The following is a 20799-nucleotide window of genomic DNA, read 5'->3' as shown; positions in this document are numbered from 1 at the left end:
CCGACGGTCAGCGTGGGCTAAAGCCCACCCTACAAGGCTCCGAACCTTCCCGGAACTGCTTGGCAACAGCTAACGCGGACATCGCCAATTCCTTACCAGGTGTCGATGAAGGGACGTTTCTTGCCGTCGCGTCGGGGTGGACGCGGCGCCGCATTGAGCCCGCGCAGCAGCCAGGCGCGGCTGTCGGCCGGGTCGATCACCGCGTCGATCTCAAGATAGCTGGCCATGTTCAGCGCCTTGCCGTTGTCGTAGGCCTTGGCCACCAGCTTGTCGAACAGTGCCTGGCGCGCGGCTTCGTCCGGCTGGGCCGCCAGTTCCTTGGCAAAACCCAGGCGCACTGCACCTTCCAGGCCCATGGCGCCGAATTCGCCACTGGGCCAGGCGGCGGTGAACAGCGGCGAATGGAAGCTGCCGGCCGCCATGGCCTGGGCGCCGAGGCCATAGCCCTTGCGCAGCACCAGGGTGAAGAACGGCACCGTGAGGCTGGCGGCGGTGACGAACAGGCGCGAGACGTGGCGCACCGTGGCCTGTTTCTCCGCCTCCGGCCCGACCATGAAGCCGGGGGTGTCGCACAGCGAGACGATGGGCAGGTCATGGGCCTCGCACAGTTGCAAAAAACGCGCGGCCTTGTCGCCGGCCACCGCATCGATGGCGCCGCCCAGGTGCGCGGGGTTGTTGGCGATAAGGCCGAAGGGCTTGCCTTCGATACGAATCAGCGCGGTGATCAGGCCGGGTGCGAACTGGCGGCGCAGTTCCAGCACGCTACCGTGATCGGCGAGCAGCTCGATCACCTTGCGGATGTCGTACACGCGCAGGCGGTTTTCCGGGATCACCTGGCGCAACTCGCGGCTATCGCTGCATTGCCAGCCGGGTAACGAGCCTTGGAAATAGCCCAGGTATTGCTTGGCCACGGCAACCGCTGCGGTTTCGTCCTCCACCAGCACGTCGATCACCCCGTTGGGGCCTTGCACGCTGGTCGGGCCGACCTGCTCGGGGGTGAAACTGCCGAGGCCGCCACCTTCGATCATCGCCGGGCCGGCCATGCCGATGGTCGCGTTCCTCGTTGCGATGATCACGTCGCAGCAACCAAGCAGCGCGGCGTTGCCGGCGAAGCAGCGGCCGGAGACCACGCCCACGGTCGGCACCAGACCGGAGAGTTTGGCCATGGCCACGAAGGTATGACAGTCCAGCCCGGCTACGCCGACGAAGTCGGTATCGCCCGGGCGGCCGCCGCCGCCTTCGGCGAACAGCACCACCGGCAGGCGCCATTGCTCGGCCAGGGCCAGCATGCGGTCGGTCTTCTTGTGGTTCATCACGCCCTGAGTACCGGCGAACACCGTGTAGTCGTAGGCGATGGCCATGCAGCGCGCGGCCTCGGCGCCGAAACTCGCGGCGTTCACCGTGCCGATTCCGGCGACCAGGCCGTCGGCCGGGCTCAGCTCCAGCAGCTCCTCGGGCGAACGCCGACGGCGCTGGGCGGCCAGGGCCATGGCGCCGTATTCGATAAAGCTGTCTGCATCGAGCAAGTCCGCCAGGTTTTCCCGCACGGTGCGCTGGCCGGTCTTGCGCCTTTTCGCCACGGCCTCGGGGCGACCCGCATCGGTCAGGCGCGCGTGGCGTTCCAGTACCTCGGCCAGATCGGCGCGGATATGCGCCAGGTCGACTGCCTGCTCGCCGTGGGCGTCGAGGCCATCCACCTCGGCTGGCTCCAGGAATGCCAGCGCCTGGCCCTCACCGATGGCGTCACCGGGGGCCACGGCCAACGCACGGACGATGCCGCTGTGCTCGGCCTTGACCTCGAACTCCATTTTCATTGCTTCCAGCACGGCGATGCGCTGGCCAGTGGCTACGGCATCGCCCTCGGCTACCTCCAGGCTGACCAGCACGCCAGCGTTGGGGGCGCTCAGGGCCAAGGTGCCGGGCGGTGCATCGACAGTGGCCTTGGCGCTATGCAGCGAGGCGTCAGTGGCGAAGTAGCGGTGCGGGTGGGCCTGTGCGCGGGCTGCCAGCAGGGCGTCCAGTTGGCGTTCGACGTAGGTGGTGTCGACCTGATTGGCGATCACCGCCTCGCAGTGCAGCAGGTTCTGCAGCAGGTGCAGGTTGCTCGCCACGCCGTCGAGGCGGAACTCGCACAGCCCCCGATAGGCACGGCGCAGGGCACCGGGGTAGTCACCGGCGCTGGCGATCAGCTTGGCGATCAGCGAATCGTAGGCCGGGCTGACGGTGTAGCCGGCATAGCCGCAGCCATCCACACGCAGGCCGGGGCCGCTGGGCGGCTGGTAAGCGCTGAGCACGCCGCTGGCCGGGCGCGTCGTACCGTCGGCGAGCAGGGTTTCCAGATTCAGGCGCACCTGCACGGCATAACCGTTGGTCGCGGGCGGTGTGAGCAGCTTCAGTTCGGCCAGGCTGCTGCCGGCGGCCAGGTGCAGTTGCGTGTGCAGCAGGTCGACACCGGTGACCTGCTCGGTGACGGTGTGCTCCACCTGCACGCGCGGATTGGCCTCCATGAAGTAGAAGCGTCCTGGTTGGTCGAGGTCGAGGAGGAACTCGAAGGTGCCGATGCCGCGATACTGCACCTCGGCGGCCAGGCGCAGGGCGCTGGCGATGATCGCGTCACGGGTAACCACATCCAGATCGGGGCTGGGCGCGATCTCCACCAGCTTCTGATGGCGGCGCTGCAGGCTGCAGTCGCGCTCCCACAGGTGGCTGACTGCGCCACTGCCGTCGCCGAGTACCTGCACTTCGATATGCCGGGCGCGGCGTACGCGCTTTTCCACGTAAAGCGCGCCACTGCCAAAGGCGCCCTGGGCCTCGGAGGCGCAACGGGCAAAGGCCTCGGCCAGTTGCGCCGGCTCGTCCACTGCACGCATACCGCGCCCGCCACCGCCGGCCAGGGCCTTGAGCATCACGCTGCCGTGTTCGGCGAGAAAGGCCTTGGCCTGCTCTGGCGTCACCGCCTGGTTGATACCGGGCACCAGTGGTACGTCGCAGCGCTCGGCGAGATCACGGGCGGCGGCCTTGTCGCCGAAAAGCTGCAGGGTTTCCGGCGTCGGGCCGACGAAGGTCAGCCGGGCAGCCTGGCAACGGCGGGCGAACTCGGCGTTCTCGGCGAGAAAACCGTAGCCGGGGTGGATGGCTGCACAGCCCTGTTCACGGGCGATGCCAATGAGCTGATCCATATCCAGATAGGCCGCCGGGCCGCGTCCCGCCAGCGCCACGGCCTGATCTGCCTTGCGCGTGTGCAGGCAGGCGCTGTCGTCCTCGGCGTACACAGCGACGCTGCGGATACCGAGGTCGGCGCAGGCCTGGGCGATACGAATGGCGATCTCGCCGCGGTTGGCGATCAGCAGGGCGGGGAAGGGCATGGCGGCTCCGGACGTCTTGTCGTTATGGAGCCATCTTAGGAGGCTGGTCGCGTGGGTAAAGCAAGCCTTATGCGGCGATCATGCGGTCATAGATGACAATGATGGAGCGGGGCGGCTATCGCGGCTGAAGCCGCCCCCACAACAGCGGCCTAGCTGCGTCGTTCGACTATGTAGCGCGCCAGCTCGCGCAGCGGTTCGGCGCTGTTGCCGAACGGGCGCAGCACGTGCAGGGCCTGGTCGCGCAGCTCCAGTGCGTAGTCCTTGGCCGCGTCGAGGCCAAGCAGGGCGGGGTAGGTGGGCTTGTCGTGGGCTTCGTCCTTGCCCTGGGTCTTGCCCAGGGTGGCGGTATCGCTCTCCACGTCGAGGATGTCGTCCTGCACCTGGAAGGCCAGGCCGATGGCGCGGGCGTATTGCAACAGGGCCTTGTGCGCCAGTTCGTCGGTGTTGCCACTGGCCAGGGCGCCGAGCGCCACGCTGGCTTCGATCAGCGCGCCGGTCTTGTGCCGGTGCATCACTTCCAGCGCCTGCTGGTCGAGTTGCAGGCCGACCGAGCCAAGGTCGATGGCTTGACCGCCGACCATGCCGGCCGGGCCTGCAGCCTGGCTCAGCAACTCGATCATCTGCAGGCGCGTCTCGGCATCCTGCGGATTGCGCCGGTGGTCGGCGAGCACTTCGAAGGCCAGGCTTTGCAGACCATCGCCAGCAAGGATGGCACTGGCTTCGTCGAAGGCCTTGTGGGTGGTCGGCTGACCGCGACGCAGGTCGTCATCGTCCATCGCCGGCAGATCGTCGTGCACCAGCGAGTAGGCATGGATCAGCTCCACCGCACAGGCAGCGCCATCGGCACGTTCGAGATCACCTTCGAGAGCCTCGCAAGCGGCATAGACCAGCAGCGGGCGCACGCGCTTGCCGCCGTTCATCACGCTGTAGCGCATGGCCTGGTAGAGGCGTTCGAGCTCTGTGCGTGGAGCTTGAAACAGCGCTTCCAGTGCAGTGTCGACGCGGGTCTGGCAGCGTTTCTGATACGCCGCAATCATGCGGGCTCGTCCGTGTCGAAGGGGGCGGGCTGCAACTCACCGTCGCGCTCGAGCAGAATCTGTACCTTCTGCTCGGCCTGGGCCAGGGCGGCCTGGCACTCACGGGTTAGGCCGATGCCCTGCTCGAAAGCAGTCAGCGAGTCTTCCAGCGACAGCTCGCCGCTCTCCAGGCGCTCGACCAGCGTTTGAAGCTCGGCGAGGGAGTGTTCGAAGTCGGGGGCGGCTTTTTTGCGGGCCATGGCGGCGGGTCTCGGGAAGCGTAGAAACGGGCGCGACACTAGCAGAGGCGGGCCTCTCGGGCAAATCAGCGGGTTTTGGAGGCGCATAGCCGTGCGCCTGGGTAATGTCGATTCAACGCGATCATTCGTAGGAGCCCCGCCTCGGGGCGAAGCTTTTCAAATTCGCGGCGCCTTGATTCGCGGCGGGGCGCCGCTCCTAACACATTCGATACGTCGACGCCTAACTGAGTGGCATTAGGCGTGCTCGGACACTGTCCGGTCTATTTTTCGCAGGGCTGGTTTTTACGCCGAGAAGTAGGTGCTCCAGAAGTAGTACAGGGTCATCGTGCTGCCGACCAGGATGACGAAGCTGCGCAGCAGTGCCGGCGGCAGCTTCTCGCCCAGTGCGCCACCGGCATAACCGCCGATGGTGGCGCCGGTGAGCAGGATCGCCAGCTCGTACCAGCTGACCCGGCCGGCGATGACGAAGGTCAGCGTGGCGATGCTGTAGATCACCGCCGAGATCAGGTTTTTCAGCGCATTGGCGCGGGCCAGCGGGTGGCCTTCGATGGAAAACGCGGCCAGTTGCAGAATGCCCATACCGGCGCCGAAGTAGCCGCCGTAGATCGACACGCCGATGTGTGCACCCAGCGACAACGGCGTGTGCGGCGGATGCTCGGCGGCCTTGCGCCGCGCGGCCAGAGCGCGCCCCAGCCAGGGGCTGGCAGCGAACAGCGCGGTGGCGGCCAGCAATAGCCAGGGGATCAGCACGCGGAACACATCGTCGCCGCCGGCCAGCAGCAACAGGCCGCCGAGCAGGCCGCCGGCCAGACCGGCCAACAGCAGTGGAAGCAGATAACGCCCCAGCGGCCGCAACGAGGCGCGTGCTGCCCACGCACCAGCCAGGCTGGCCGGCCACAGCGCCACGGCATTGGTGGCATTGGCCGTTACCGGCGGCAGGCCGGCGGCGAGCAGGGCGGGGAAGGAGAAGAAGGTACCGCCGCCAGCCAGGGCATTCATGCCCCCAGCGGCGAAACCGGCGAGGGCCAACAGCAGCAGATCAGGCAGGGACATCGGGCAGGCTCGCACAAAAAGGTGCAGCATAGAGCTGACCCAACGGTCAGCCAAGTGCGACCAAAGTGACGAACCTGCCAATTGTCGTCTGTGCCAGGCCTGTGCTTTGCGGCATCATCGCGGGCATCTGTTTTCGGTGCCTGCGATGAACATCGACACCCGTATCAAATTCCGCCACCTGCTGTGCTTTCTCGAAATCGCCCGCCAGCGCAGCTTCGCCAAGGCAGCCGATGCCCTGGCGGTCAGCCAGCCGGCGATCTCCAAGACCCTCAAGGAGTTGGAAGAAATCCTCGAGGCCAGCCTGTTCGAGCGGGGCAGGAACGGGGTGAGTCTGACCGCTGCTGGGGTCGCCTTCATGCGTTACGCCGGCCCGTGCGTGCAGGCGCTGCGCGATGGGGTGAACAGTCTTCGCGAAGGTGAGCACGAGGCCGGCCAGGTGCGCGTCGGTGTGCTTTCTACCGTAGAGAGCCTGCTGATTCCCGAGGTGGTGCGGCGCCTGCATCAGCGTCACTCGGCGCTGGTGGTCAGTGTTGCCACTGGGCCGGGCGCCTACCTGCTCGGTCAGTTGCGCGTCGGCGAGCTGGACCTGGTGGTCGGGCGCATGACCGACAGCCCGGACATCCAGGGCCTGACCTTCGAGCACCTGTACAGCGAATCGATGAGCCTGGTGGTGCGCCCCGGTCACCCGCTGCTGGCCGTCGGCGCCGCCGCGCTGGGACACCTTGGCGATTACCCGCTGGTGCTGCCGACGGCCGGTACCACCATCCGCAAGCACGCCGACAGCCTGTTCGTACAGTGCGGGGTGACGCCCTCGCGGCAGCGCCTGGAGACACTGTCGCCGGCGCTGAGTCGGCGCTACGTGCTGTCCGGCGATGCGCTGTGGGTGGCGCCGCAGGACGCGGTGTGCCTGGACGTGCAGCGCGGCGAGCTGGTCGAGCTGCAGCTGGGTGTGCAGGAACCGGGTGGCTCGGTGGGCATCTGCCGCAACAGTGCTCTGGCCCTGCCGCTGCCCGCCGAGCAGTTCTGCGCGGCGCTGCGTGAGGTGGCCGAAGCCTACCGCGAAGGGCTTTTTTTATAACCATTTGGTTATGGATAGACGGCGTCTTTTCAATATTCCCCGCGTCTGCTTTGGCGGAAACTGTGCGTCAGCCTGATCCCAGGTCGACTCCACAATACTCACAACAGGAGCGCACCATGCCTGCCGAGGACAATCGCCGTTTCGTCATTCGTGACCGCAACTGGCACCCCAAAGCCCTGACGCCCGACTACAAGACCTCCATCGCCCGTTCGCCGCGCCAGGCGCTGGTGAGCATCCCGCAGTCGATCTCCGAGACCACCGGCCCGGACTTCTCGCACCTGAAGTTCGCCGAGCACGACAACGACCTGCTGCTGAACTTCAACAACGGTGGCCTGCCCATCGGCGAGCGCATCATCGTCGCCGGCCGGGTGATGGACCAGTACGGCAAGCCGATCCCGCATACCCTGGTGGAAATGTGGCAGGCCAACGCCGGCGGCCGTTACCGGCACAAGAACGACCGCTACCTGGCGCCGCTCGACCCCAACTTCGGCGGTGTCGGCCGCGCCCTGACCGACAGCGAAGGTCGTTACATCTTCCGCACCATCAAGCCCGGCCCCTATCCGTGGCGCAACAACCCCAACGACTGGCGTCCGGCGCACATCCACTTCTCGCTCAACGGCCCGTCGATCGCCACGCGTCTGATCACCCAGCTGTATTTCGAGGGTGATCCATTGATTCCGCTGTGCCCGATCGTCAAGGCGATCGCCAACCCGGATGCGGTGCAGACGCTGATTGCCAAGCTGGACATGAGCACGGCCAACCCCATGGACTGCCTGGCCTACCGCTTCGATATCGTGTTGCGCGGCCAGCGGAAAACCCATTTCGAAAACAACTGATGAGCCGCCCAGGATCTGCTGCGCGTCGGCCAGACGGCGTTAAAAACGGCTTCGGAATGCTCATTTACTACTCGTAAACTCGAGTGCGAGCCCAGTCCGTTCATCAGCCCTTTTTGCCTTGTCTGGCTCTAGCTCGCGAGATCCTGAGCAGGCTCATAGGAGGATGACCATGCCTGTTGAATTACTGCCGGAAACCCCCTCGCAGACCGCCGGCCCCTACGTGCACATCGGCCTGGCCCTGGCCGCGGCCGGCAACCCGACCCGTGAGCAGGAAATCTGGAACCAGATGGCGGGGCCCGACGCGCCCGGCGAGCACATCGTGCTGGTTGGCCATGTCTATGACGGCAACGGCCACCTGGTGCGCGACGCCTTCCTCGAACTCTGGCAGGCCGACCACCAGGGCCAGTACGACGAGGATTACGACCAGTCCAAAGCGTTCAACGGTTTCGGTCGTACCGCCACCACCTTCGATGCTGGTAGCGAGTGGACCGCCTATACGGTCAAGCCGGGCGTGGTGCGCAACGCCGCCGGCGTGCCGATGGCGCCGCACGTCAACGTCGCGCTGTTCGCCCGGGGCATCAACATCCACCTCAATACTCGCCTGTATTTCGAGGATGAGGCCGAGGCCAACGCCAAGGATCCGGTGCTCAACCTGATCGAGCAGCCGCAGCGCCGCGAGACGCTGATCGCCAAGCGCTGCGAAGTCGATGGCAAGCCGGCCTATCGCTTCGATATCCGCATTCAGGGTGAGGGCGAGACGGTCTTCTTTGACTTCTGATTTGTGCTCGCAGGCCGCGCGCTTCATCGAGGCGCGTGGCCTGCATCTGGACGATGCCCAGCAACGGATGCTAGGCCGCCTGGCCGATTGGCTGCAGGCACGCCTGCGGCCGTCTGGCTGGCGGCGTCGGCCTGCGGCTGGCGCCTACCTGTGGGGCGGTGTCGGGCGTGGCAAGAGCCTGGTGCTGGAGGCGCTGTTTCAGGCTGCCCCCTGTCAGGCCAAGCGCCGCGTGCATGTTCATGCGTTCCTGCAGGAAGTGCAGCAACGCATGCTGCGCCATACCGGGAAAACCGACCCGTTGCAGCGCGTAGCCGACGAACTGGCCAACGAAGCACGGCTACTGTTTCTCGACGAGTTTCACGTGCACGACATTGGTGATGCGATCCTGCTCGGGCGCCTGCTACAGCCGCTGATCGAACGGGACTGCATCCTCCTGTTCAGCTCCAACTACGCCCCGTCACAGTTGTGTCCCAACCCGCTGTATCACAGCCGTTTCAAGCCCTTCGCCGACCTGCTGCAGCGCCGCTGCCTGGTGCTGCAGATGGATGCCGGCCCCGACTATCGTGCCGGCAGCACACAGCACTGGGGACTTTATCTGCAAGGCCCGGCCAGGCTGCTGGAGGCGCGCCTGGCGCACCTGTCGGCCATGTCGCAGCTGCTTGTGCAGCGCCGCACTCTGACACTGCGCGGCATGGACGAGCGAACGATCTGGCTGGATTTCTCCGTACTGTGCCGGCAGCCGCTGGCCAGCAGTGATTACCTGCAGCTATGCCAGCGCTTCGCGCACATCGCCATTGGCGAGTTGCCCGCACTGGGGCGTTGTACGCTGGACGAGCAGCAGCGCCTGATCAACTTCGTCGACATCGCCTACGACAGCGGCTGCGAGCTTTGGCTGCAGGGGCCGCACAGCCTCGAGACGCTGTGCGCCGATGTCGGTCATGGCGACTTTTCTCGCACCCGCAGTCGCCTGGCGCAGCTGCGCCAGGCGCCCATGGAGAGCCTTGCATGCTAGCGGTTCTGAGCATTACCGCACCGATCTTCATCCTCATCGGCCTGGGCTTCTTCTCGGCCCGAATCGCGCTGGTCAACCGTGACCAGGTGCGTGGTATGGGTACCTTCGTCATCTACTTCGCGCTGCCTTCGCTGGTGTTCAAGGCGTTGGCCGAGCGCAGCCTGAGCGAGGTGCTCAACGGCCCCTACCTGGCCGCCTATGCCATGGCGTCGCTGAGCCTGTTCGGCATCGGTCTACTGCTGGCGCGGCGTTGGCGCGGTCTTGACCTTTCCAGCAGCGCGATCCTGGCCATGGGCATGGCCGTGCCCAACAGCGGTTTCGTCGGTTACCCCATCGCGGTGATGGTGATCGGCCCCACGGCGGCGCTGGCCATGGCGCTGGGCATGCTGGTGGAGAACCTGCTGATGATTCCGCTGGCACTGGCCATCGCCGAAGCGGGTCGGCAGGGCGGACAGGGCTGGACGGTGGTGCGTGAAACGGCGCTGCGCCTGCTGCGCAATCCGTTGATCATCGCCATCGTGCTGGGGCTGGGCATGTCGCTGCTGGAACTGCGCCTGCCAGTGGTGCCTGCACGGGTCATCGAGATGCTGGCCGCGGCCTCTGCACCGGTGGCGCTGTTCGTCATCGGCGCCACGCTCAACGGCATGAAGGCCGGCGGTATGGCGGCGGATCTGGCACAGACCTCCATAGGCAAACTGATTCTGCATCCGCTGCTGATGTTTGCTGCGCTGAGCCTGGTGCCGGGCGTCGATCCGCTGCTGATGGTCGCCGGTGTGCTGTTCGCCAGCGCACCGATGTTGAGCGTGTTCCCCATCCTCGGCCAACGCTTCGGCCTGGAAGAACGCTGCGCCGCCGCGTTGGTGGGGTGTACGGTGCTGGCCTTCTTCAGCATCAGCGTGTTGCTTGCGCTGTTGCGTTGGCAAGGCTTGCTGCCGGGCTGAGGCTGGCTATGAACTGTGGGAGGCGCTTCAGCGGCGAGAATCATTGACAGCGGTCGCGGCTGAAGCCCCTGCCACAGGGGGCGCTCATTGTTTGGCACTATTTGCGATTACCGCACGACAGTTCGATAATCGCCTGGCACCGTCGACCGCCCCGGAGGTTCCATGAGCGATACCCGTCCGCCCCTGTCCAGTCTGGCGCCGCCGCCCTACGTGTCGCCAGCCAAGCGCATCGAGGAATTTGCCGGCGATCCCAATTTCATGACCTCCCTGGCTCGCGGCCTGGCGGTGATCAACGCCTTTCAGGAGCGCAAGCGCCACCTGACCATCGCGCAGATCAGCCACCGCACCGAGATCCCCCGTGCCGCGGTGCGCCGCTGTCTGTACTCGCTGATGAAGCTGGGCTACGTCACCACCGACGGGCGTACCTATTCGCTGCTGCCCAAGGTGCTGACCCTGGGCCACGCCTACCTGTCGTCGACGCCGCTGGCGGTGTCCGCCCAGCCCTATCTCGACCGCTTGAGCGAGCAGTTGCACGAGGCCTGCAACCTGGCCACTCTGGAAGGCGAGCAGGTGCTCTACATCGCCCGCTCGGCGATTCCGCAGCGGCTGATCTCGGTGGATCTTAGCGTCGGCAGCCGCCTGCCGGCCTACTGCACATCGATGGGGCGCATCCTGCTGGCCGCGCTGGACGACGACCAGTTGCAGGACTACCTGGCCCACGCCGAGCTGCAGCCCAAGACCAGTCGCACCCTGCACACCCCCGAGGCGCTGTGGGAGTGCCTGCAGCGCGTGCGCCACCAGGGCTGGTGCATCGTCGACCAGGAGCTGGAGCAGGGCCTGCGTTCGCTGGCAGTGCCGGTATACGACTCGGCCGGCCACGTGCTGGCGGCGATGAACGTCAGCACCCACGCCGGCCGCGTGCCGGTCAGCGAGCTGGAGAAGCGCTACCTGCCGCTGATGCTCAGCGCCAGCCGCGAGCTCAGCAGCCAGCTGTTTCGCCCGGCCTGAGCGGCCGCCTCGACGCTTGTTCGTAGGAGCCGCGCCCCGCGGCGAAAGCGATCGAGCAGACAACGCAGAACGACAAGGCTTCGCCCCGGGGCGGGGCTTCTAGGAAGACTGCCGGTGTCGGCGGCCTATTGCGTCAGTTCACGAAAGCGGGCGGTAATCGCCCGCAGCGATATTCGGCCAAGGTCGGATTGCCTAAGCTCACCGAGCCGCTAACCTGCTGCGGTCAACCGTTGATCGGTTTGTGATCAGATACGGGCCATTTGCCTGTATCTATGGTTCGAGCGAGGAGGGCAGCCTTGGCCCGTCAGCACTCGCCACTTAAATAACAATGACAAGAGTGCCGTGAGTTATGAACCGTCTGCTGAACGAGAAGAGTCGGCTGTTCGCCAATGCCGATCCTTATGCGGTGTCCGACTACGTCAACCAGCATGTGGGGTCGCATTGCATCCGCCTGCCCAAGAGCGGCCGCCCGGCCGCCAGCCTGAGCCATCGCAGTTTCGGCAGTCTCGACCTGTGCCGCATCAGCTACGGCGGCAGCGTGCGCGTCACCTCGCCGGCGCTGGAGACCATCTATCACCTGCAGGTGCTGCTGCAGGGCCACTGCCTGTGGCGCGGCCACGGCCAGGAGCACTACTTCACCCCCGGCGAGCTGCTGCTGATCAATCCGGACGACCCGGTCGACCTGACCTATTCCGATGACTGCGAGAAGTTCATCGTCAAGCTGCCGGCCAGGCTGATCGAGCGCGCCTGTAGCGACAACCACTGGCAGAGCCCGAGCGACGGCGTGCGCTTCGCCTCGCGCCACCAGCTGCAGCAGCTCGACGGCTTCGCCAGCCTACTCGGTCTGGTCTGCGACGAGGCCGAGAGCGAGCAGTCGCTGCCGCTGGTGCAGGAGCACTACACGCGGATCATCGCCACCAAGCTGCTCGGCCTGCTGAGCAACAACGTCAGCCGCCAGGAACTGGCCGAGAGCAGCCCGTCGTTCGAGCGCCTGGTGCAGTTCATCGACGACAACCTCAAGCAGGACATCAGCCTCGAGCAGCTGGCCCAGCTCGCCCATATGAGCCCGCGCTCGCTCTACGCGCTGTTCGACAAGCACCTGGGCACCACGCCCAAGCACTACATCCGCCAGCGCAAGCTGGAACGGGTGCGCGCCTGCCTCAGCGATCCCGTGGCCAGGGTGCGCAACGTCACCGAGGTGGCGCTGGACTACGGCTTCCTTCATCTCGGGCGCTTCTCCGAGAGCTACAGGAGCGCCTTCGGCGAGCTGCCTTCCGATACCCTGCGGCGGCGCGAGTCCTGAGCGGCTAGCCGTCCACGGCCGCGAACGCTTTTTCCCGCGTAGCCCGGATGCAATCCGGGAGCGATGTGCCCGGTGCCCCCGGATTGCATCCGGGCTACGGCTCTGATTTCCCCTCTCCTTCGTGCCCTGCAGAAAACGGATAAAGGTTCTGCACGAACTGGATATTGTCGGACAGTCGGGCCGCATAGTCTGGGAACCGTTGAAACAATAACAACGGAGCCATGGCCATGACCCTGGGACTCGACTACCTCAACAGCCTGCTTGAAGAAGACAAGGACAAGGGCATCTTCCGCTGCAAGCGCGAGATGTTCACCGACCCGCGCCTGTTCGACCTGGAGATGCAGCACATCTTCGAGGGCAACTGGCTGTACCTGGCCCACGAGAGCCAGATCCCCAAGGTCAACGACTACTACACCACCCACATGGGGCGCCAGCCGATCTTCATCGCGCGCAACAAGGACGGTGAGCTCAACGCCTTCATCAACGCCTGCAGCCACCGCGGCGCCATGCTGTGCCGCTTCAAGAGCGGCAACAAGGCCAGCTACACCTGCCCCTTCCACGGCTGGACCTTCAACAACAGCGGCAAGCTGCTCAAGGTCAAGGATCCCAAGGACGCCGGCTACCCGGACAGCTTCAACTGCGACGGTTCCCACGACCTGCAGAAGGTCGCCCGCTTCGAGTCCTACCGCGGCTTCCTGTTCGGCAGCCTGCGCGAGGACGTGGCGCCGCTGCAGGACTTCCTCGGCGAGTCGAAGAAGATCATCGACATGATCTGCGACCAGTCGCCGGACGGCCTGGAAGTGCTGCGCGGCTCGAGCACCTACGTTTACGAGGGCAACTGGAAGCTGCAGGCGGAGAACGGCGCCGACGGCTACCACGTCACTGCGGTGCACTGGAACTACGCCGCCACCCAGCAGCAGCGCAAGCTGAAAGAGGCCGGCGACGACATCCGCGCCATGAGCGCCGGCGGCTGGGGCAAGAAGGGCGGCGGTTTCTACTCCTTCGAGAACGGCCACCTGCTGCTCTGGACGCGCTGGGACAACCCCGAGGACAGGCCGCTGTTCGCCGACCGCGAGCGCCTCGCCGCCGAGTTCGGCGAGGCTCGCGCCGACTGGATGATCGGCCATTCGCGCAACCTCTGCCTGTACCCCAACCTGTACCTGATGGATCAGTTCGGCTCGCAACTGCGCATCGCCCGCCCGCTGGCGGTGGACAAGACCGAGGTGACCATCTACTGCATCGCGCCCAAGGGCGAGAGCAGCGAGGCGCGCGCCCGGCGCATCCGCCAGTACGAGGACTTCTTCAACGTCTCCGGCATGGCCACCCCGGACGACCTGGAAGAGTTCCGCGCCTGCCAGCAGGGCTTCGCCGGCCGCGCCATGGAGTGGAACGACATGTCCCGTGGCGCCAGGCACTGGATCGACGGCGCCGACGAGTCGGCCAGGGAGATCGACCTCAAGCCGCTGCTGTCCGGCGCGCGTACCGAGGACGAGGGTCTGTTCGTGCTGCAGCACCACTACTGGCAGCAGCAGATGATCCAGGCCGTGAAGAAAGAACAGGACCAACTGATCCACGTGGAGGGCGCGTAAATGAGCCTGAGCTACGATGCCGTGCGCGATTTCCTCTACCGCGAGGCGCGCTACCTGGACGACAAGCAGTGGGACGAGTGGCTGGAGCTGTACGCCCCGGACGCCGAGTTCTGGATGCCGGCCTGGGACGACCAGGATCGGCTGGTGGAGAACCCGCAGACGGAGATCTCGCTGATCTGGTACGGCAACCGCAGCGGCCTCGAGGATCGGGTGTTCCGCATCCGCACCGAGCGCTCCAGCGCCACCATTCCGGACACCCGCACCTCGCACAACATCAACAACATCGAGATCGTCGAGCAGGCCGACGGTCAGGCCCGGGTGCGCTTCAACTGGCACACCCTGAGCTTTCGCTACAAGACCGTCGACCACTTCTACGGCAGCAGCTTCTACACCCTCGACACGCGCGGCGAGAACCCGCTGATCAAGGCCAAGAAGGTGGTGCTGAAGAACGATTACGTGCGGCAGATCATCGACGTTTATCACATCTAAAAACACGCCCTGAAGCTATTGCACTTGCTCATGCTGCGTTGCAAGGCGGTTCGAAATGCTCATTCACAGTCGTGAACTGCGCTTTCTCACCCCCTCGCGCCTTGCCTGAGCTGCGCTCATGACGCTTCAGACCGCGTTTTGCCATTTCAGAACTGCATAGCGAGGTGCGCCATGAGCCACAAGATCGCACTGAATTTCGAAGACGGGGTGACCCGCTTTATCGACGCCAACCTGGGTGAAACGGTGGCCGATGCCGCCTACCGCCAGGGCATCAATATCCCGCTGGACTGCCGCGATGGCGCCTGCGGCGCCTGCAAGTGCTTCGCCGAAGCCGGCCAGTACGACCTCGGTGACGACTATATCGAGGACGCCCTGAGCGAAGCCGAGGCCGAGCAGGGCTATGTGCTGACCTGCCAGATGCGCGTCGAGAGCGACTGCGTGATCCGCGTGCCGGCGTCGTCGCAGCTGTGCAAGACCCAGCAGGCCAGCTTCGAGGCGGCCATCAGCGCGGTGCGCAAGCTCTCCGACAGCACCATCGCCCTGTCGGTCAAGGGCGAGGCCCTGAGCCAGCTGGCCTTCCTGCCGGGGCAATACGTCAACCTCCGGGTGCCGGGCAGCGAGCAGAGCCGCGCCTACTCGTTCAGCTCGTTGCCCAAGGATGGGGAAGTCAGCTTTCTGATCCGCAACGTGCCGGGCGGGCTGATGAGCAGTTTTCTGAGCAATCTGGCCAAGGCCGGCGACAGCATCAGCCTGGCTGGCCCGCTGGGCAGCTTCTACCTGCGCGAGATCAAGCGGCCGTTGCTGCTGCTGGCCGGCGGCACCGGCCTGGCGCCCTTTACTGCGATGCTGGAGAAGATCGCCGCTGAAGGCTGCGCGCACCCGCTGCACCTGATCTATGGCGTGACCCACGACCATGACCTGGTCGAGCTGGACAAGCTGGAAGCCTTCGCCGCGCGCATCCCCGGCTTCAGCTTCAGCGCCTGCGTGGCCAACCCCGAGAGCAGCTACCCGCACAAGGGCTACGTCACCCAGCACATCGAACCCAAGCACCTCAACGACGGCGAGGTGGACATCTACCTGTGCGGCCCGCCGCCGATGGTCGAGGCGGTCAGCGCCTACATCCGCGAGCAGGGCATCGCCCCGGCCAATTTCTATTACGAGAAGTTCGCCGCCAGCGCCTGAGGCACGCAGCCCGGTGCTTTTGTAGGAGCGGCCGGGCGGCGTACCGCTTTAGCCGCGAACCAGTGTGCAAGAGCTTCGCGGCTAAAGCCGCTCCTACGAGTTTGGCGATCAGATCGAGAGTCGTAGCCCGGATGAAATCCGGGGTAAGTCCACGAACCAGCCCCGGATTGCATCCGGGCTACGGTCGCACCATTTGATTGAGGTCGACAGATGAACAAGCGTTTCCAAGACAAAGTCGCCGTGGTCACCGGCGCCGCCCAGGGCATCGGTCGCCGCGTCGCCGAGCGGCTGCTGGAGGAGGGCGCGCAGGTGGTGGCGGTGGACCGCTCCGAGCTGATCAATGAGCTGGCCGAGCAGCCCGGCGTGCTGTGCCTGACCGCCGACCTGGAGCAGGCCGGCGACTGCCAGGGCGTGATGCGCGCGGCGGTGGAGCGCTTCGGCCGGCTCGACATCCTGATCAACAATGTCGGCGGTACCATCTGGGCCAAGCCGTTCGAGCATTACCGCGAGCACGAGATCGAGGCCGAGGTGCGCCGCTCGCTGTTCCCTACCCTGTGGTGCTGCCACGCCGCGCTGCCGCAGATGCTCGAGCAGGGTAGCGGTGCCATCGTCAACGTCTCCTCCATCGCCACCCGCGGGGTCAACCGCGTGCCCTACGGCGCGGCCAAGGGCGGGGTCAACGCGCTCACCGCCTGCCTGGCCTTCGAGACCGCCGAACGCGGCATCCGCGTCAACGCCACCGCCCCCGGCGGCACCGAGGCGCCGCCGCGGCGCATCCCGCGCAACGCCGCCGAGCCGAGCGAACAGGAGCAGGCCTGGTACCAGCAGATCGTCACGCAGACCGTCGAGAGCAGCCTGATGAAACGCTACGGCAGCATCGACGAGCAGGTCGGCGCGATCCTCTTCCTCGCCTCCGACGAGGCCTCCTACATCACCGGCGTGACCCTGCCGGTGGGCGGAGGGGATCTGGGCTGACGCATCACCTGTAGGAGCCCGCTTGCGGGCGATCCATCAAGAGCATCGCCCGCAAGCGGGCTCCTACAAACACCAACCGAACCGTTCACAACAAAAACAAAACCGAGAACCGATGCCATGCGACAGATCGACGTACATCCCGTCATCGACAACGCGCGCTTTAGCCGCTTCCACTGGATGGTCATGGCGCTGTGCGCGCTGCTGCTGATCTTCGACGGCTACGACCTGTTCATCTTCGGCGTGGTGCTGCCGGCGATCATGCAAGAGTGGAACCTGACCCCGCTGGAGGCCGGTGCCCTGGGCAGCTATGCGCTGTTCGGCATGATGTTCGGCGCTCTGCTGTTCGGCACCCTGGCCGACAGGATCGGGCGCAAGAAGGGCATCGCCATCTGCTTCGTGCTGTTCTCCACGGCGACCATCCTCAACGGCTTCGCCAGCAGCCCCAGCGAGTTCGGCATCTTCCGTTTCCTCGCCGGCCTCGGCTGCGGCGGCCTGATGCCCAATGCCGTGGCGCTGATGAACGAGTACGCGCCCAAGCGCCTGCGCAGCACCCTGGTGGCGGTGATGTTCAGCGGCTATTCGCTGGGCGGCATGCTCGCCGCCGGCGTCGGCATCTACATGCTGCCGCGTTTCGGCTGGGAGTCGATGTTCTTCGCCGCGGCCATTCCGCTGCTGCTGTTGCCGCTGATCCTGTGGAAGCTGCCGGAGTCGGTGGGCTTCCTGGTGCGCCAGGGCCGTCACCAGCAGGCCCGCGAGGTGCTGCGCAAGGTCGAGCCGGGCCTGGTCATCGAGGCGGGCGACCAGTTGCAGATGAGCGATGCCAAGGGCCAGGGCGTGGCGGTGCTGGAGCTGTTCCGCGAGGGCCGCGCGCTGCGAACCCTGTGCCTGTGGCTGGCGTTCTTCTGCTGCCTGCTGATGGTCTACGCGCTGAGCTCCTGGCTGCCCAAGCTGATGGCCAGCGCCGGCTACAGCCTGGGGTCGAGCCTGTCGTTCCTGCTGGCGCTGAACTTCGGCGGCATGGCCGGGGCGATCCTCGGCGGCTGGCTGGGCGACCGCTTCAACCTGGGCAAGGTGATGGTGGCCTTCTTCGTCGCCGCCGCCGTGTCGATCAGCCTGCTCGGCTTCAACAGCCCGACGCCGGTGCTGTACGGGCTGATCTTCGTCGCCGGCGCCACCACCATCGGCACGCAGATCCTGCTGTACGCCGGCGCCGCGCAGTTCTATGGCCTGTCGATCCGCTCCACCGGCCTCGGCTGGGCCTCCGGCATCGGCCGCAACGGCGCCATCGTCGGCCCGCTGCTCGGTGGCGCGCTGATGGCCATCAACCTGCCGCTGCAGCTGAACTTCATCGCCTTTGCCGTGCCGGGCGCCATCGCCGCCCTGGCCATGGCCCTGTTCACCCTCAGCGGCCAGCGGCGCCAAGTGGCGTCCGCGGCTCTGGCGGCGGCCAAGGCCTGAACCTTCCCGAACCTGGAAACCTGAAATGAGCCAAGTCCTGATCGAAAGCCTGACGGCGACCATCGTCGACCTGCCGACCATCCGCCCGCACAAGCTGGCCATGCACACCATGCAGAAGCAGAGCCTGGTGATCATCCGCCTGCGCTGCGGCGATGGCATCGAGGGCATCGGCGAAGCCACCACCATCGGCGGCCTGGCCTACGGCAACGAAAGCCCGGAGAGCATCAAGCAGAACATCGACAGCCACCTGGCGCCGGCGCTGATCGGCCAGGACGCGGCCAACGTCAACGCCTGCATGCAGCACCTGGACAAGGTCGCCAAGGGCAACACCTTCGCCAAGTCCGGCATCGAAAGCGCGCTGCTCGACGCCCAGGGCAAGCGCCTCGGCCTGCCCGTCAGCGAGCTGCTCGGCGGCCGCGTGCGCGACAGCCTGGAAGTGGCCTGGACGCTGGCCAGCGGCGATACCGCCCGTGATATCGACGAGGCGCAGCAGATGCTGGATATCCGCCGCCACCGCCTGTTCAAGCTGAAGATCGGCGCCGGCGAACTGCAGCACGACCTCGACCACGTCATCGCCATCAAGCGCGCCCTCGGCGACGCGGCCAGCGTACGGGTCGACGTCAACCAGGGCTGGGACGAGTCCCAGGCCATCCGCGCCTGCCGGGTGCTGGGCGACAACGGCGTCGACCTGATCGAACAACCCATTGCGCGGATCAACCGCGCCGGCCAGGTGCGCCTGAGCCAGCGCAGCCCGGCGCCGATCATGGCCGACGAGTCGATCGAGAGCGTGGAGGACGCCTTCAGCCTGGCGGCCATTGGTGCGGCCAGCGTGTTCGCCCTGAAGATCGCCAAGAACGGCGGCCCGCGCGCCGTGCTGCGCACCGCGGCCATCGCCGAGGCGGCCGGTATCGCCCTGTACGGCGGCACCATGCTCGAAGGCGCCATCGGCACCCTGGCCTCGGCCCATGCCTTCGTCACCCTCAAGCAACTGACCTGGGGCACCGAGCTGTTCGGCCCGCTGTTGCTGACCGAGGAAATCGTCAGCGAAGCGCCGCTGTACCGCGACTTCGCCCTGCAGGTGCCGCGTACTCCGGGCCTCGGCCTGACCCTGGACGAGGAGCGCCTGGCGTTCTTCGCCCGCAAGTGAAACGGAGGAAATCCTGATGCTGTTCCACGTGAAGATGACCGTGAAGCTGCCGGCCGACATGGACCCGGCACGCGCCGCGCAGATCAAGGCCGAGGAGAAGGAGCTGGCCCAGCGCCTGATGCGCGAGGGCACCTGGCGCCACCTGTGGCGCATCGCCGGGCACTACGCCAACTACAGCGTATTCGACGTGGCCAGCGTCGAGGCGCTGCACGACACCCTGCTGCAACTGCCGCTGTTCCCCTACATGGACATCGAGGTCACGCCGCTGTGCCGGCATCCCTCGTCGATCCATGCCGACGACCGCTGATTTCCCAGAACAACAACGAGGTACGCCACCATGACCGTGAAAATCTCCCACACCCAAGACGTGCAGAACCTGTTCCGCGAGGCCTGCGGCCTCAACAACGAGCAGGGCAGCCCGCGCCTCAAGCAGCTGATGCTGCGCATCGTCGGCGACGCGGCGAAGATCATCGAAGACCTGCAAGTGAGCGACGACGAATTCTGGCAGGCGGTGGACTACCTCAACCGCCTCGGCGCGCGCAGCGAGTTCGGCCTGCTGGTGCCGGGCCTGGGCCTGGAACACTTCCTCGACCTGCTGCAGGACGCCAAGGACGCCGAGGCCGGCCTCAGCGGCGGCACCCCGCGCACCATCGAGGGCCCGCTGTACGTGGCCGGTGCGCCGCTGGCCGAGGGCGAGGTGCGGATGGACGACGGCAGCGAGCCGGACGCCACCGTGATGTTCCTCGCAGGCGTGGTGCGCGATACCCAAGGCAAGCCGGTGGCCGGCGCGGTGGTCGATCTGTGGCACGCCAACACCAAGGGCAACTACTCCTACTTCGACCAGAGCCAGAGCGACTACAACCTGCGCCGGCGCATCGTCACCGACGCCGAGGGCCGCTACCGCGCACGCAGCATCGTGCCCAGCGGCTACGGCTGCGACCCGCAGGGTCCGACCCAGGAATGCCTCGATCTGCTCGGCCGCCACGGCCAGCGTCCGGCGCATATCCACTTCTTCATCTCCGCGCCGGGCCATCGCCACCTGACCACCCAGATCAACCTGGCCGGCGACCAGTACCTGTGGGACGACTTTGCCTACGCCACCCGCGAGGGTCTGGTCGGCGATATCCAGTTCGTCGAGGACGAAGCCGCCGCTCGTGATCGCGGCATCCAGGGCCCGCGCTTCGCCGAGCTGACGTTCGACTTCCAACTGCAGAAGGCCCCGCAGGCCAAGGCCGAACGCCGCAACGCACGGCCGCGCGCACTGCAACAGGCCTGATGCCTGCCGCCGATCCGTAGGGTGCGCCGTGCG

At 66.1% G+C, this 20799-nt stretch carries 19 protein-coding genes; 15 read left to right on the top strand and 4 right to left on the bottom strand.

Annotation, left to right across the window (positions count from 1 at the left end):
• Nucleotides 1-92: 92 nt before the first annotated feature.
• The 4 genes from BLT86_RS15305 to BLT86_RS15290 form a co-directional block, all read right to left on the bottom strand.
• Complete coding sequence (locus BLT86_RS15305; protein ID WP_092377886.1) at nt 93-3365, bottom strand: carboxyl transferase domain-containing protein; 3273 nt, start codon at nt 3363-3365, stop codon at nt 93-95.
• 149 nt (nt 3366-3514) lie between these two features.
• Nucleotides 3515-4402 carry a polyprenyl synthetase family protein gene (locus BLT86_RS15300; RefSeq protein ID WP_075749941.1) on the bottom strand — a complete coding sequence of 296 codons (888 nt, stop codon included), beginning with the start codon at nt 4400-4402 and terminating at the stop codon, nt 3515-3517.
• The gene (locus BLT86_RS15295) at nt 4399-4641 is read right to left on the bottom strand and encodes an exodeoxyribonuclease VII small subunit (protein ID WP_003463176.1); all 243 of its coding nucleotides are present in this window, start codon (nt 4639-4641) and stop codon (nt 4399-4401) included. The genes BLT86_RS15300 and BLT86_RS15295 overlap by 4 nt, the downstream gene beginning before the upstream one ends.
• A 282-nt stretch (nt 4642-4923) precedes the next feature.
• The gene (locus BLT86_RS15290) at nt 4924-5694 is read right to left on the bottom strand and encodes a sulfite exporter TauE/SafE family protein (RefSeq protein WP_092377883.1); all 771 of its coding nucleotides are present in this window, start codon (nt 5692-5694) and stop codon (nt 4924-4926) included.
• A 145-nt stretch (nt 5695-5839) separates the two neighbouring features.
• Between BLT86_RS15290 and pcaQ the strand changes: the two genes are divergently transcribed.
• From pcaQ to catA, 15 genes are all read left to right on the top strand, one after another.
• The gene (gene pcaQ / locus BLT86_RS15285; protein WP_092377880.1) at nt 5840-6772 is read left to right on the top strand and encodes a pca operon transcription factor PcaQ; all 933 of its coding nucleotides are present in this window, start codon (nt 5840-5842) and stop codon (nt 6770-6772) included.
• Between the two features lie 116 nt (nt 6773-6888).
• Nucleotides 6889-7608: a protocatechuate 3,4-dioxygenase subunit beta gene (gene pcaH, locus BLT86_RS15280; RefSeq protein WP_092377877.1), complete on the top strand. Its 720-nt coding sequence runs from the start codon at nt 6889-6891 to the stop codon at nt 7606-7608.
• 169 nt (nt 7609-7777) lie between these two features.
• A complete protein-coding gene (gene pcaG, locus BLT86_RS15275; protein WP_092377874.1) occupies nt 7778-8386 on the top strand; it encodes a protocatechuate 3,4-dioxygenase subunit alpha in 609 nt (202 codons plus the stop codon).
• Complete coding sequence (gene zapE, locus BLT86_RS15270; RefSeq protein ID WP_231976546.1) at nt 8376-9398, top strand: cell division protein ZapE; 1023 nt, start codon at nt 8376-8378, stop codon at nt 9396-9398. Before pcaG ends, zapE begins: the two co-directional genes overlap by 11 nt.
• Nucleotides 9392-10339 carry an AEC family transporter gene (locus tag BLT86_RS15265; RefSeq protein WP_092377867.1) on the top strand — a complete coding sequence of 316 codons (948 nt, stop codon included), beginning with the start codon at nt 9392-9394 and terminating at the stop codon, nt 10337-10339. The genes zapE and BLT86_RS15265 overlap by 7 nt, the downstream gene beginning before the upstream one ends.
• Nucleotides 10340-10501: 162 nt before the next feature.
• Complete coding sequence (locus BLT86_RS15260; RefSeq protein ID WP_055987375.1) at nt 10502-11347, top strand: IclR family transcriptional regulator; 846 nt, start codon at nt 10502-10504, stop codon at nt 11345-11347.
• A gap of 349 nt (nt 11348-11696) precedes the next feature.
• The gene (locus BLT86_RS15255) at nt 11697-12650 is read left to right on the top strand and encodes an AraC family transcriptional regulator (RefSeq protein WP_092377864.1); all 954 of its coding nucleotides are present in this window, start codon (nt 11697-11699) and stop codon (nt 12648-12650) included.
• A 227-nt stretch (nt 12651-12877) separates the two neighbouring features.
• The gene (gene benA / locus BLT86_RS15250) at nt 12878-14239 is read left to right on the top strand and encodes a benzoate 1,2-dioxygenase large subunit (protein WP_092377861.1); all 1362 of its coding nucleotides are present in this window, start codon (nt 12878-12880) and stop codon (nt 14237-14239) included.
• Nucleotides 14240-14728, top strand: coding sequence for a benzoate 1,2-dioxygenase small subunit (benB, locus tag BLT86_RS15245; protein ID WP_092377858.1), 489 nt, complete (start codon nt 14240-14242; stop codon nt 14726-14728). It begins immediately after the preceding gene.
• Between the two features lie 171 nt (nt 14729-14899).
• Complete coding sequence (benC, locus tag BLT86_RS15240; protein ID WP_092377854.1) at nt 14900-15910, top strand: benzoate 1,2-dioxygenase electron transfer component BenC; 1011 nt, start codon at nt 14900-14902, stop codon at nt 15908-15910.
• A 210-nt stretch (nt 15911-16120) separates the two neighbouring features.
• On the top strand, nt 16121-16885 hold the full coding sequence (locus tag BLT86_RS15235; protein WP_092377851.1) for a 1,6-dihydroxycyclohexa-2,4-diene-1-carboxylate dehydrogenase: 765 nt from the start codon (nt 16121-16123) through the stop codon (nt 16883-16885).
• A 117-nt stretch (nt 16886-17002) separates the two neighbouring features.
• The gene (locus BLT86_RS15230; RefSeq protein ID WP_092377848.1) at nt 17003-18343 is read left to right on the top strand and encodes an MFS transporter; all 1341 of its coding nucleotides are present in this window, start codon (nt 17003-17005) and stop codon (nt 18341-18343) included.
• 25 nt (nt 18344-18368) lie between these two features.
• The gene (locus BLT86_RS15225; protein WP_092377845.1) at nt 18369-19490 is read left to right on the top strand and encodes a muconate cycloisomerase family protein; all 1122 of its coding nucleotides are present in this window, start codon (nt 18369-18371) and stop codon (nt 19488-19490) included.
• Between the two features lie 16 nt (nt 19491-19506).
• Nucleotides 19507-19797 (top strand): muconolactone Delta-isomerase, encoded by a 291-nt coding sequence (gene catC, locus BLT86_RS15220; RefSeq protein WP_092377842.1) that lies wholly within the window; start codon nt 19507-19509, stop codon nt 19795-19797.
• A 30-nt stretch (nt 19798-19827) separates the two neighbouring features.
• Nucleotides 19828-20766: a catechol 1,2-dioxygenase gene (catA, locus tag BLT86_RS15215; protein ID WP_092377838.1), complete on the top strand. Its 939-nt coding sequence runs from the start codon at nt 19828-19830 to the stop codon at nt 20764-20766.
• The last annotated feature ends 33 nt before the right edge of the window (nt 20767-20799 follow it).

The sequence above is a fragment of the Pseudomonas sihuiensis genome, assembly GCF_900106015.1.
In the GTDB taxonomy this organism is placed as follows: Bacteria; Pseudomonadota; Gammaproteobacteria; order Pseudomonadales; family Pseudomonadaceae; genus Aquipseudomonas; species Aquipseudomonas sihuiensis.
Note: the sequence above shows the minus strand (reverse complement) of the source record. Positions and strands in the feature narration are given on the sequence as shown.